We start from the raw sequence: 13,330 nt of genomic DNA, 5'->3' as shown, positions 1-13,330 counted from the left end.
GTGACAAATTATATAGAAAAATAAATCATCACCCCTATGTATATAGAAGTGATGTGACTTTTACTTATTAATCGAGTTGTATACATTTAACGCAGTGTTTAAAAAACCTTCAATTTCTTCACGAGACTTACGTAGTTTATTTACAAACCGAACAAGTTCTTTTCCATCAGTATAAGCCACGAAACTGGGTATCCCCAAAATGTTCTGCTCTTCACTCACTGTTCCAACTTGATCAACATCAACTTCCACGATTGTTAGTTGCTCCGAGAATTTCGCCTCTACTTCCGGCATAAACGGATCAATATATTTGCAATCAGAACACCAATCGGCTTTGAATACCGCTACGGTTAATTGGGATGATTGTATGGTCTTATCGAATTGCTCTTTTGAAGTTATCTTTTCCATCTAATTCAGTCCTCTCAGCTATTTTTATATAAGTGAACCAAAATAGGGAGTGGAAGTCAAATTTTTGAGACATACTGAGAATAGGACCCTATCCTTAGGAAGGACGTTGAAAATGTCTTACAAGCATTCGAATTCTCACTCTTTTGGCGATATGTTGCGTATTGTCAAGACTCTTCCGCTGCAAACTACTCAAGTGCTAAGAGGTAAGTATGCCTGTTGGAAGCTGTCCCGTCCATTTCATAAACATCGCAATCATTTGAGTTGGAATGAAACCGCTGCCCAAATAATTAGAGATCAAGTAGAAAGAACCGTGGATGACGCAAGTCGTTCCAAAGATATCAATATCTACAAAGAAGAAGTCAGTCAACCACCCTTAACGGAGATGGATGATTCCATATTGAAACAAATACAGATAGCTACCATATCTGCTAACAAAAGCAATATCACGCGTACCGAAGCCTACCTGCAATGCTATGAATCCTATCCCGAGCTTCACTGGGCCTTATTAGCCCATATGGTTTCTAGAAATGGAGGATGGAACATGAGTGATTTGAAAGGTGGATTGATGGCCGATCTAACGAACACCTCGCTTAAAGATGACATTTACCGAATGTTAGAGCGGTGCAATGCACTTATTTTTCAAGACGCCTATCCGCAACTTCAGCTTTACATACATAGTAAGCAACAAGGTTGTAGTTATTTCCACCTATTACCTAAACTTCATGTATCCTCATTCATGAGTTTCTTCTGGAATAACTTCTGGATTGATCGAAACAGTGCATTATTAGCTGTTGGATTAATTATTAACGAGCAGACCTATATTGAAGGCCGAGTCGTACAACATAGCTATTTCCAGAAAAATGTCTTTCAACAATCCGAATATAAACTCCATCATCTCGCACATATGAATCAAATCCTATTTCCGCTAGATAAGACATGCTCTACCGAAATTGATGACAATATACCTACACCCTCCCCGAGTTTAGTAGGCTTAGTCTTAGAAAACTTCGGAAATATTGAAGAGAGAATCAATCTTGAGAAATCTCTATACGGGCTTCTTTTCGGTTATCAGGACATTCTGGATCGTGTGGCTTCCTATGCAACAAATACGACATACCAGGGCTCAAGAAGTGAATACTGGCCCCATATATTCTCACCAGACAAAGAAACAGCGCTGAACTCTCCCTTAGAGAGTTCAGCGCTATTACAACACGAATGGTTACTACCCGGACAGAAGATTTACAGTCCTGTTCTTAATAACGTTTGGTTCGATATGCCATATGACCCTATTCCCCAATACGATTGGTTGAAGGACAAGAATGTTACTCAGTTCATATCTAAGCCCCCACGGCCTATATTAATAGAGATGAGTCATGACCATCGAGCTGCCATTCAAAAGACGCCGTTCGCTCACGATATCGTCCGGGGCTTCAAATAACACCTCCAACGATAAAAACTAACCTTTTTCATAGTTACGCAAGCGCTTTGGTTGTAGACTCATGAGTGGCTTAAATACTTTCTGTAGCATTCTTGGATAGCTGGCAAGTTCCTGTTCGCGCAGCACACCTAATACAATTAGCATGACCAAGTAAATAATGACAACGACAACTCCTACGATGAAACAAGTGATCAAATAAGCCAATCTTGCTGGCATAACATGTACAAGTTGGATACCTGCTTGGTTCAGACCATACCCCACGCCACCAGACACGATTACCGTGATTAGGAAGCTAATCCAACGTGTTCCCAGGATAGAGAATGGTACGATAACCTTAAGCAGTCTAACATTGAGCAGTGTAATGACCAAGAAACAAAGTCCAGTGGCTGCAATAATACCGTAGACTCCAAAGAATGGAGCTAATATGTAACTTGCAGCAAGTTTTACTAGAATCCCAACCATGACGTGAACCATCGATACCTTTGCCTTGCCCAGACCAAGCAAAATTGAATTTGATGTCATCATCGTTATTTGAAAGATCGTTCCTAGTGTAAGAAACATGATTATTCCGCTACCATCTAAGCTACTGAACAACAAACCATTTACAGAATAAGAAGCCGTGCAAAGCGCTATAACCATTGGCATACCTGTTAGAATGGCAATCCTCATAGCTAATGTGATTTGCTGCTTCAGATATACCTGATCACGTCTAGCAAAAGCTGCAGATATAATTGGAATAAGTGATGTACTGAGCGCGATAGCTAGAATAGGAGGAATACCCGCTACAGGCTGTGCTCTACTTCCCATAATACCTAGAACTTGTGTTGCATAGGCATCCCCCGATTGCCCAATTAACAACCCTTTTATTATGGTAGAGTCAATGAAGTTCACTGCTGGGACAGCCAATGAAGTTAATACAATCGGGATAGACAACGTGAAGATATCTTTATAAATTTGTAGCATCGGGAGTGGAGAACCTTGTCCCTCTTGAAGATAGTTCGCACGATCTTGCTTACGCATTTTAAGCGTGAAATACAACATAACCCCGAATGCACCAATACTACCGAGTACGCCGCCAAACGATGCTCCTGCTGCGATTGTACTATCATCAAAGCCCGTACGGAGTAATACGTAAGCCAGAACGATTGCCGTACCAACTCTCGCTATTTGTTCCACAATTTGCGAGATACCACCTGCCATCATATTGTTACGGCCTTGGAAATAACCACGCATCATTGCAATGGTAGGGAACAACAATAGTGCAGGTGCCAAAGTACGGATAGCAAACGCTGCTTCTGGTGTCTTCGTACTCCTAGCATAATACGGCGCCCATACGTAAAGTAATACCGTCATAATGACACCTATGACTGCCGAGAAGATTAAAGCAGCATGATATATCCTTTGTGCCTCATGAGGTTTCTCCAACGCATAACGTTCGGAGACCATCTTACTCAATGTACTTGGAATACCCGCGGTTGCTACTGTTAATAGCATCAGATAGATATTATTGGAAATCGTAAACGATGCATTCCCTACATCACCCAACATATGCTCCAAAGGTACCCGTTGAGCCAAACCCAACACACGTGCAATCAATGCTGCTGCTGCTAGAATAAGTGTGCCTTTGACAAACGATTCTTTCTTTACCAAAACCTTTTCCCTTCTTTCTCACGAAAAGACAGCGCTCATTTCCACCATTACGTAACATACATTTAATAGATGATGATCCATATAAAGAAAATCACAACCATAGCAATCTGCAGAATGATCTTCATAACCATACTGCTGAACAATCCCACTAGCGATCCAAAACCAACTTTTAATGATTTATTTACTGAAGAACCAGATAGCAATTCACCGATGACAGCGCCAAGGAATGGACCAATGATTAGACCAAAGGCTGGAATTACGAAGGGTCCAATAATAACACCTATAGTGCTATATATGACAGACTTACGAGAACCACCGAACTTCTTAGTGCCCCAAGCTCCCACGACGTAATCTGCTACAATCAGTACAACCACGATTAGTGTCTGGATAATCCAGAACATAACTCCAAACGAGTCAAAACTAAAGAACCAACCATATACAAAGAAGGCCAAATAAATCGCAAGTGCACCTGGAAGTATGGGATATACAGCCCCAGCAAGTCCCACTGCAAATAAAGCAATAATTAGAATCCATCCAAGTACGACCATTTAGTCAACTCCTTAAAAGTTTTTGAAGCGTTCCTTCATGTTACTACTACGTCAAAAACTTACTTCGAAAGCATATACTTAAAGTTTTTTTAGCGATTCTCCTTGATTAAGCATCGAAAAAACTTACTTCGAAAGCATATGCTTAGTTTTTGAAGCGTTACTTCTTAACCTATAACTCAAAAATGTACTTCTTAATTACTTCCACAATCCCATCATCATTGTTGCTTGCTACGACAATATCAGCGACATCTTGTACTTGCTGTTGCGCATTTCCCATTGCAACACCAAGTCCACACTGCTGAATAGCTGCAATATCATTCAAGCTGTCTCCTACTGCAATAACCTCCGACATCTCAATATGAAGCAACTTACATACCTCAGCAATACCAGTTGCCTTGTTACACCCTTGCGGATTAATCTCCAGATTAAATGGAGAGGAGTTTGTAATTTCAAGTCCGCCCATATCCTGTAGCTTCATCAAAATCTGATGCCGGATATCGTCATCCTCCGTATGGTAACCAAATTTCAACCATTCTTTGTCTTCTAACGGCTCATTAATCCAATTTTCTTTATTATAAACATCCTGAACTGAATAAGCCCAGAACCAAGTATCAAAAGATACAGCAATTTCATATAGCTCTTTGATCCGCTGTACATCAAATAAAGAACGACGATGAAGTTGATGGGGTGCCTTCCAAACTTCACTCCCATTCACCGTGACCATAGGTGTAGAAAGCCCTAATTGTTCGCCGAATGGCAATGCGCTTTCAAAAGAACGACCTGTAGAAAGGCATACATGCACCCCTCTATCGGTTGCGTTCTTAATCCATTTCATCGTTTCTGATGAAATCTGATGCTCATCATTTAGAAGCGTACCATCCATATCTAACGCTAAACACTTATATTTCATATTCACTGTAGCTTCCTTTCCAGTACATTCTCAACAACACACTTTGTACTTTGAGCAAAGATTTACTCCGTACTTCCTTCATCTGTAGTATCCTTATTGCCCTTAGGTATTCCATCCAGCCCATACACTTCATCATAAGCGTCAAAAATCTTACGTGCAATCGGAGCCGCACTTTGGGACCCAAAGCCACCTTCAGGAATCATAACAGCTACAGCCAATACAGGATTTTCCCGAGGGGCATAAGCAATAAATACACCGTTATCGACCAACTCCCTACCTACCTGCTGAGTTGAAGTTCCTGTCTTTCGAGCAAAATCATACGGGAAGTCTCCAAATGAAGATACCGCACTATTCATACCCTTCTTAATCACATTCCAATAGGATTTGTCGAAATTGACGACATTCAACACTTCTGGTTGGAACTGTTGAACCACATTACCTGCCTTATCAGTAATCTTACTCACAATCTGAGGCTTCATTCGTTTGCCTTCACTTGCAAGTGTAGCTGTATATTGTGCAAGTTGAAGTGTTGTATATTTCCCCTGCTGTCCGAATGATGCATACGCCATCCTAGACTGCACACTTTCATTGTCATTATTATACTCAGGTAATCCTTTCTGCTCTCCAGGTATACCACTTCCCGTAACAACACCGAGACCGAAATCTTTCATATAACCATCCCATATACCAATGGCTTCAGCTCCATATTTACTATTTAGGGGAATCCCTACTTTATCCACCATAAATGCATTGGATGAATGTTCAATCGCTGTAGCAGGATTCAAAGCACCATAGACATGTCCTCCCGAATTCTGAATTCGAGCCTGATGCCCTTCCTTACCAAAAAATGCCGCACCCTTGTCATAGTAAGTATAGTTTCTTGAGAAGAAGCCTTCCTTTAGTCCAATGAGAACACTAAGCGGTTTAATCGTTGATCCTAGAAGAACAACAGACTCTGGATGATATCCTTTTTTACCCGAATTAAAAGAACGAATGGTTCCATTCTGGTAAGTATACTCAATATTTTTCCAATTATCTGAAGATACGGCTCCCGATCCCCAAACATTGGTATCATAATCTGGCATACTAGCCATAGCTACGATCTTCCCCGTCTTCACTTCCATCGCAACCGCAAAGCCCGTAGTAGCATCCCGATGGAGTTTGCCAGACACAGGATTCTTATGTAACCAATCTAACTGGTCCATAATCGCTTGCTCTGTCTTCATTTGAACATCTTTGTTAATCGTTGACCACACATCATGTCCTTTTTCGGGAGGGATGATATTATCCACACCTTCAGGCATATTACGAGGGTCAACCGGTATTTCCATGTATCCGTTCTTTCCACGTAGTTCATCTTGGTACATCAATTCTAATCCATCAAACCCAACAAACTCGGATTCACTATACATTAGACCTGGATCTTTTTGAGTACCATTCTTCATTTCATCCGTAATTGTCTGATATTTATTTAATGTTTTAGACCTTTTGAAATCTTTAATATAACCAATGGTTTGAACAGCCACGGTGTCAGGATCATATTGTCTCTTATTTTCCTCAACAATCGTAATCCCTTGATATTCCGACTTATGTTCCATAAAGTAAGCTATCTCATTTTGCGTAAGATCCATCTTAATTCTTCTCGGTATATACCCAGAATACAATCTATAGTTCAAGTCCAACGCTTTCAAGATATCTTCTTTGGTTAAAATTTCACCTTTAGGATCACCATATTGTTTAAAAGCCGCTGCTAAATCCTCAGCCAACTTCTCCACTTCAGGATAGTTATCTCGCTTCTTACCACCTTCAAGTTCACTATAATTACTCTTCAAAGTAATATACATGGACTGTGTCGATGTAGAATACGCCAACTTTACACCCTTGTCATCATATATAATACCTCTTGCTGGGGAAATAGGTACGTTCTTAACATCTCTACTCGTTTCTTCCCCTTTTAGCATAGGGCCCTCTACAAACTGCAGTATAGCCAAACGTACGATAATAACACAAAATATAAGGAATGTACTGAAAAAAAACAGATTGATACGCAGATTAAAACTATCTTTATGTTTAGGTGATTCTTGCTGCGTTCGATCCGGCACGTAGTCGCTCACCGGTTGTCCTCCTTTAGATATAAAGCACTCTCGAAGTTCATTTTCATGAAAATGTCTTTCTCATTCTATCATAAAAAAACGGTACCTTCACCTTCACACATGATGGATCATATCTTATACGACACAAATATAAGAGGCTAAATTGTCATAGTTACAATTTAGCCTCTTATTCTCACTCATTGTTAAATAATTATTAGAAATCTAAATTGTTTTTATAACTTACAGCCATAACTTTTTCATAAGCGCTTTCAAATTCTTGGGGAAGGAGCGGCTTGATCTGTTCCATAATATTAGATAGTGAGGCAAAAGCATGCATCTCCTTCACCGTCCAGTCTAACGGATACAATGAGAAATCACCAATGAACTTATACCCCTTACCATATCCTTGGTGAAAGATAGGAATATGCATCGCGCTTAATACATCCATATCCCGATAGATGGTACGTTCAGTTGTTCCACATCGTTCAGCAAGCTCTCGAGCAAGAATTCCAGGCATGACTTGTACAAGAGTAATGATACGCATTAACCGAATTAATCTATCTGTCATAAATTCCCCTTGGATGTAGTTATTTGGACTCATATAAAATACTCTATAAGTAGTCCTTTCGACTATCGACCGGGAATATCCTTCTTTTACTCATTTAATCATGCAACTATTTTCCTAACCTATTTGTCAGTTAGTAACAAAAAAATCATTAAATCCAAAATAAGAGAAATAACAGTTATATATCTCCATATAGATCAATGACACGGTACATCTTTTCTGCCTCTTCCATCAAACTTAGATCGCCTGATTGAACAGCAGACAATAACAACTCATCCCCTTTCCTTCTTAATATAAATTCAGCATGTTCTACATCCCCTAATTTAAATATTTCAATCGCTTCTTTCATTATCGTAGACGTTTTAAACAGTTTTACCTGCTTCTCAACTTTAAAATTACCTGCTCTTCGAATGAGTCCCAAATTGTATGTGTAATTCATATAAATCTCCTCAACAGCTTGTTCTCTCATCCGTTCACTATTAGAACCCTTGTATCTCCATTGCGTAGATATCACTGGGCGTTTACAAGCTTCATGAGACTTGAAAGAACATTCAATAACTACACACTGCTTCATATCAGTATATAAATGCCCTAGTGGAACTATTAAAGACGATTGTTGTGATTCTATTTTCCCTTTACATCCGTATGTACGAACTACTTTGGTACCTGGCTCGAGCCATATCATTAATTCAACATCCCGAGCATAAAGTTTAGAAAGTGATTTCGTACTGCTTAAGTTTAGTTCTGAAGCATTCCACTCAATTAGTAGATATACGCTATCGGCTCCGGTAGCATATATGTATGAATGATTCCATGTATATGTAGCTTTAATATCTGCTGTATACACTCCACCACCTCCTGCTCTTACTAATATACCAATAGTAGGATGACATCATATTGTCAGGGAACGTATGTTCTCGTTAAGTAATTGGATTTTTTTAACGAATCTTTCTGTTAACAACCCAATTTAACAACTAATTACAAGGTATTCGAATAAAGTAAAATAAGGAATGCAACCTCATAATGAAGTGCGTCCCTTAGATAAGAAAGTGGAACCCCTTGTAACAAATGGTATGAGTCGAGGAAATACTTTGATATCCACACCCTATATTACAAAAAGATTAACTTACAATTTTCATAATAATTATTAAAGCAATCGTGTAAATCCCTACTGCACCTGCAGATATCTTCATTTGTTGACTAGCATTAGCATGATATAGTTGAAGCACTAATGTATTGGTACAGACTAGTGCTAGTAGGATAGCAATAACTAAAATGATGAAGGCAAGTTGCATTGAAATGAATGCTATGATGGCAGATAACATGAATACAACACCAAATATAAGGTGGAATGAACCTATTTTAGCCGTAAAATCTTTCACATCCAACTTCTTTTTAGTTACAAATTGAGCTACAAACCAATAAGAGGCCATAAGGGCTAGAATAGATAACAATCCTATCCATAAAGATCGAGCTCCAAGAGAAGCTTGAGCCATTAGTGCGCTTCCAAATCCGAACTCACCAAAGGAATTTGATATGATTCTATCAAGAGACAATGCAAACAAGAAGAACCCTAACACGCTTATTCCTATTCCGATAAGACCATAGATAAACCCGCCATTTGAGCTGTTAAGTTGGACACAATTCATTGGATCTCGTAGTATTCCTAGAATAACCTGAAAATCGACTTTTTTAAACGTAGCTCCCTCAGTTGACGAAGATGCACCCACAAACGCACATTCATGTACATTACCTTCTGTTAAAGATTGACCACAATCACTGCAAAATCCCATCGTATTTCGCTCCTTTCCTACATCAAATTTATTATTCTGACTTCTTTCGTTATGTAATTGTTACTAATCATATGTAGTATACTGAACTCACTTTTGAATTGATGTCGAATAATGTAATTACTAGAAATATTTATACACAAAATAATCAAGCCTCTCATCCAACGAGACTTGATTATTCATTTCTAATTATCATATCAGTCATCCTGATCCACCTTAGTTATCCGTTTTCTCAGTGATATTATGAGTTTCTCTTTCCGAATAAGATCCATTTAATATAGGTGCATAGGTAACCTTATCGATAAGAAGACCGTTACCAACGGGCTCTCCGTTAACAGTAACCAACATTTTTTTATAATTTTTTTCTTTATTTTGCATCCTTTTCGTGCTCCTTTAAGTATTGTATAGATATAATTACCCGAAACATGTCTAATCGAAACGATAATTACAAATTTCACAAGCCATCTCTTTGGTTATATAATATCAAATCACATTCCCGGGGGTGACCAAATGGTGATACCATCTTTCTTACTTAAATCCTGTATGACTAGCTTAATGATCTTGATTATTTGTATCTGTTTCTTTCAATCTACTAAAGCACATGCGAATTACTTCACAGATTTCTATAACGGATTAGAGCAATTCTCTGAACTTCCATCTGATATAAAGGAGTTAAAGAGCAGTTACGAACAGTCTCGTTCTGAGCTAAATGAAGCGAAAGAAAGTGTTCAAGCCTATGCAGAGCAAAACATTCAGCTCATGGAACAGAATCGTCAACTTACAGAGACCGTTCAATTTTTAAAAGAAGCAGAGACCTCTCGTCAAAATCGAGCACATCAAATAAAGAGTGTCGTCATTTGGGCGATAGCGCTAGCGCTGGGTTATTTTGTACTTACACGAACCATCCGATTCGTAATGAGACGCTCAAATAAGTGGTAGGTCCATATCACGTCTGTACTTGGAGGTTCTTTACATGAATATACAAATCAATAACGACAATAATGCCCCTATTGGACAAGCAGTCACCTTCTCTCTCATGAAAGGCGATCTCGTCCATATACTCCATCCTGAACAGATTGTTGCCTATCGCGGGCCTTCTAATGGACGGAACGATCGATTCATGAATATGAAACGGATGTATCGTAAGAGGAAGATGATTCAATCCGATATGTCTGGTCCTTCTCAATTCGTTGCTGCTCTGCCTCCTGGGTTTGCTATGAAATCAATAGACATTAATGACGGTAGTGATCTGCTTTACGATTTAAGAAGTCTATTCTATTTCAGCGATGGAATCTCGATGCAGACACGACTATTAAGTATGAAGAATATAATCGTGACTCACGATGTCATTAAAGTAAAGTTCTCAGGTACAGGGCAAATAGGTATCCTTACACAAGGACCGGTATGTCAAACTGAACTTCATCCTACAGAGCCCGTGTATATCGATGCTGGAAGTCTTATTGCCTATCCTGAGAATGCTACTCTAGAGTTGACCGTGTATGGAAATACCTTAGCCAGCCAGCGCATGAACTATCATTGGAAAATGACGGGAAAAGGTACCGTACTTTATCAAGCAGGCCGCCAGAATCGACAATTAGAGAAGGACATGGAGAATGATGGATTTATAAAACGAGTGCTCAGAGAGATCATTCCTTTTGGTAACATTTTTATTAAATGAGTAACCGATGACATCGTTATATTCGACATCATTAAACCACATTATTGAAATGTGATTATTTATGTTATAATAGTGCGGTTCCACGTTATCCGACTGGGACAATTGAAGATAATCCATGCGTTGCATGGAAGAGGTTCGCGAACTCCCTCTATAAAAAACTATTCACCTTATTTTGTTATGATAGAAATAAGGCTTGTTTTTGTGTTGGAATCAAGTTCATGAATCTCTTTTTCTTCTGTGAATCTAAAGAAGAATGAGAGGTTTTTTTGTAATGACTAACGACAAAGCGGTCGTCGTATTTAGCGGCGGTCAAGACAGCACGACCTGTTTATTTTGGGCTTTAAAAAATTTCAGTGAGGTTGAGACAATCACCTTCGACTACGGTCAGCGTCATAAATTAGAGATTGAATGTGCTGCTAGCATAGCATCTGATCTCGGTGTGAAGCAGACGATCCTCGATATGAGTCTTTTGAATCAGCTTGCCCCAAACGCACTTACCCGTCATGATGTTGACATTACTCACGATGAGGGGCAACTCCCTAATACCACTGTAGATGGACGTAACCTTTTATTCATGAGTTTTGCGGCCATTGTTGCCAAACAAGCAGGTGCTAGGCATTTAATTACAGGCGTATGTGAAACGGATTTCAGTGGATACCCTGATTGCCGAGATATATTCATTAAATCACTCAATGTCACACTCAATTTATCTATGGATTATGATTTTGTAATTCATACCCCCCTCATGTGGCTTAACAAGGCAGAAACATGGCACATGTCTGACGAATTAGGCGCATTCAACTATATCCAAGAACGCACACTTACGTGTTATAACGGGATCATCGGAGATGGATGTGGAGAATGCCCAGCATGTAAGCTTAGAAAAGCTGGTCTTGATCAGTATTTAGCTACCTCTATCCAAGGTGGTGCTTAAGCATGAATCATACACCTGGCGAATTCCGAATCATCGATAATCTTCAACGCTTTGGAGAAGATATTCAACGTGACGAGCTAAAGTATCACAACAAAAGGGTACTCGTCTGTAAAGAATTCACCTTCGACGCAGCTCACCATTTACATGCCTATGAAGGTAAATGCAAGAATCTTCATGGCCATACGTACAAAGCGGTCTTTGGAATCAGTGGTGTACCGAATGACATTGGAATCACCGTTGATTTCGGTGAAATAAAGGACATTTGGAAAGATCTTATCGAACCTTATCTCGATCACCGTTATCTTAACGAGACCTTACCTAAGATGAACACAACGGCAGAGAATATGGTTGCCTGGCTATTTGAACAAATGGAGCAAGCACTTCAAGGTTCTATTCACCTCAAACATGAGGATATTCCATGCTCGAATGATATCCGAACAGAGTTTGTAAGACTATATGAGACTCCTACCAGCTACGCTGAAGCTAGACGGGAGTGGATGTTAAGTGAGTAGTCAGAGTTATGATAAACGTAAGCCTGATGATCTTAAGCTTGGTCGTCCCCTCCCGGTTCTTGAAATATTTGGACCTACTGTCCAAGGTGAGGGAATGGTCATTGGGAGGAAGACAATGTTCGTTCGTACCGCTGGCTGTGACTATCATTGCTCTTGGTGTGATTCAAGCTTCACTTGGGATGGTAGTGGGAAAGATCTTATTAAGCTCCTGAGTCCTGAACAAATCTGTCATGAACTATATCAAGTAGGTGAAGATCGATTCTCACACGTAACGCTATCTGGAGGAAACCCAGCTTTACTTCCACAACTCGGTGAATTAATACAATTGTTACATGATCGGAACATCACCGTCGCAGTTGAGACCCAAGGATCTAGATGGCAAGATTGGCTTATAGCCGTCGACGAAGTGACCCTATCTCCTAAACCACCTAGTTCGGGTATGGAAACGGAGTGGAAGATGTTAGACATCATCGTAGATAAATTGAAGCAACGCCCTGCGAAGTATTCCCATAGCTTGAAAGTGGTTATTTTTGATGAAGCCGATCTAGACTATGCCGTTACAATCCATCTTCGTTATCCTGATACTCTACTATATCTACAGGTGGGGAACTCGGATGTCCACACGATGGATTCAACACAACTCACAATGACTTTATTACAGCGCTATGAATGGCTCATAGATAAGGTCATGGAATCCTCTACTTTAAATAATATTCGGGTATTGCCTCAGCTTCATACTTTAGTATGGGGTAATAAACGGGGCGTTTAATACGGAATAGCAATATAATAAATCGAACCAAAAAAAGG

15 protein-coding genes and 1 riboswitch are annotated in these 13,330 nt (G+C 39.5%); of the genes, 6 read left to right on the top strand and 9 right to left on the bottom strand.

The features are described 5' to 3' along the window. Positions 1 to 60: 60 nt before the first annotated feature. On the bottom strand, positions 61 to 405 hold the full coding sequence (locus BW961_RS07825) for a thioredoxin family protein (RefSeq protein ID WP_068583096.1): 345 nt from the start codon (positions 403 to 405) through the stop codon (positions 61 to 63). 112 nt (positions 406 to 517) lie between these two features. On the opposite strand from BW961_RS07825, the gene BW961_RS07820 reads away from it, so the two are divergent. Continuing rightward, the gene (locus BW961_RS07820) at positions 518 to 1,843 is read left to right on the top strand and encodes a DUF2515 family protein (RefSeq protein ID WP_068583093.1); all 1,326 of its coding nucleotides are present in this window, start codon (positions 518 to 520) and stop codon (positions 1,841 to 1,843) included. Positions 1,844 to 1,861: 18 nt separating this feature from the next. Here the strand turns inward: BW961_RS07820 and BW961_RS07815 are convergent, their stop codons facing one another. The 8 genes from BW961_RS07815 to BW961_RS30370 form a co-directional block, all read right to left on the bottom strand. Further along, a complete protein-coding gene (locus BW961_RS07815; RefSeq protein WP_068583091.1) occupies positions 1,862 to 3,493 on the bottom strand; it encodes a putative polysaccharide biosynthesis protein in 1,632 nt (543 codons plus the stop codon). Between the two features lie 62 nt (positions 3,494 to 3,555). Beyond that, positions 3,556 to 4,041: a DUF456 domain-containing protein gene (locus BW961_RS07810; protein ID WP_068583088.1), complete on the bottom strand. Its 486-nt coding sequence runs from the start codon at positions 4,039 to 4,041 to the stop codon at positions 3,556 to 3,558. A 169-nt stretch (positions 4,042 to 4,210) separates the two neighbouring features. Beyond that, positions 4,211 to 4,951 carry a Cof-type HAD-IIB family hydrolase gene (locus BW961_RS07805; protein ID WP_068583085.1) on the bottom strand — a complete coding sequence of 247 codons (741 nt, stop codon included), beginning with the start codon at positions 4,949 to 4,951 and terminating at the stop codon, positions 4,211 to 4,213. A gap of 62 nt (positions 4,952 to 5,013) precedes the next feature. Beyond that, positions 5,014 to 7,065: a peptidoglycan D,D-transpeptidase FtsI family protein gene (locus BW961_RS07800; RefSeq protein WP_068583082.1), complete on the bottom strand. Its 2,052-nt coding sequence runs from the start codon at positions 7,063 to 7,065 to the stop codon at positions 5,014 to 5,016. Between the two features lie 193 nt (positions 7,066 to 7,258). Continuing rightward, positions 7,259 to 7,612 (bottom strand): helix-turn-helix transcriptional regulator, encoded by a 354-nt coding sequence (locus BW961_RS07795; RefSeq protein WP_068583079.1) that lies wholly within the window; start codon positions 7,610 to 7,612, stop codon positions 7,259 to 7,261. 175 nt (positions 7,613 to 7,787) lie between these two features. Further along, complete coding sequence (locus tag BW961_RS07790; protein WP_068583076.1) at positions 7,788 to 8,456, bottom strand: hypothetical protein; 669 nt, start codon at positions 8,454 to 8,456, stop codon at positions 7,788 to 7,790. 274 nt (positions 8,457 to 8,730) lie between these two features. Then, entirely contained in the window at positions 8,731 to 9,402 is a 672-nt protein-coding gene (locus BW961_RS07785) for a hypothetical protein (protein WP_068583073.1), read from the bottom strand. Positions 9,403 to 9,615: 213 nt separating this feature from the next. Then, positions 9,616 to 9,777, bottom strand: coding sequence for a hypothetical protein (locus BW961_RS30370; protein ID WP_169810266.1), 162 nt, complete (start codon positions 9,775 to 9,777; stop codon positions 9,616 to 9,618). Positions 9,778 to 9,909: 132 nt separating this feature from the next. On the opposite strand from BW961_RS30370, the gene BW961_RS07780 reads away from it, so the two are divergent. The 5 genes from BW961_RS07780 (at position 9,910) to queE (ending at position 13,292) form a co-directional block, all read left to right on the top strand. Continuing rightward, on the top strand, positions 9,910 to 10,338 hold the full coding sequence (locus tag BW961_RS07780) for a hypothetical protein (RefSeq protein WP_068583069.1): 429 nt from the start codon (positions 9,910 to 9,912) through the stop codon (positions 10,336 to 10,338). A gap of 34 nt (positions 10,339 to 10,372) precedes the next feature. Beyond that, the gene (locus BW961_RS07775) at positions 10,373 to 11,077 is read left to right on the top strand and encodes an AIM24 family protein (protein ID WP_068583066.1); all 705 of its coding nucleotides are present in this window, start codon (positions 10,373 to 10,375) and stop codon (positions 11,075 to 11,077) included. Positions 11,078 to 11,201: 124 nt separating this feature from the next. Then, a riboswitch (PreQ1 riboswitch) is annotated at positions 11,202 to 11,245 on the top strand. Between the two features lie 103 nt (positions 11,246 to 11,348). Then, a complete protein-coding gene (queC, locus tag BW961_RS07770; RefSeq protein ID WP_068583063.1) occupies positions 11,349 to 12,011 on the top strand; it encodes a 7-cyano-7-deazaguanine synthase QueC in 663 nt (220 codons plus the stop codon). Positions 12,012 to 12,013: 2 nt separating this feature from the next. After that, a complete protein-coding gene (queD, locus tag BW961_RS07765; RefSeq protein WP_068583061.1) occupies positions 12,014 to 12,523 on the top strand; it encodes a 6-carboxytetrahydropterin synthase QueD in 510 nt (169 codons plus the stop codon). Continuing rightward, positions 12,516 to 13,292 (top strand): 7-carboxy-7-deazaguanine synthase QueE, encoded by a 777-nt coding sequence (gene queE, locus BW961_RS07760; protein ID WP_068583058.1) that lies wholly within the window; start codon positions 12,516 to 12,518, stop codon positions 13,290 to 13,292. Before queD ends, queE begins: the two co-directional genes overlap by 8 nt. The last annotated feature ends 38 nt before the right edge of the window (positions 13,293 to 13,330 follow it).

The organism is Paenibacillus macquariensis (assembly GCF_900156375.1).
GTDB lineage: Bacteria > Bacillota > Bacilli > Paenibacillales > Paenibacillaceae > Paenibacillus_AQ > Paenibacillus_AQ macquariensis.
The sequence above is the reverse complement of the archived record's forward strand: the minus strand, read 5'-3'. Positions and strand labels throughout refer to the sequence as shown.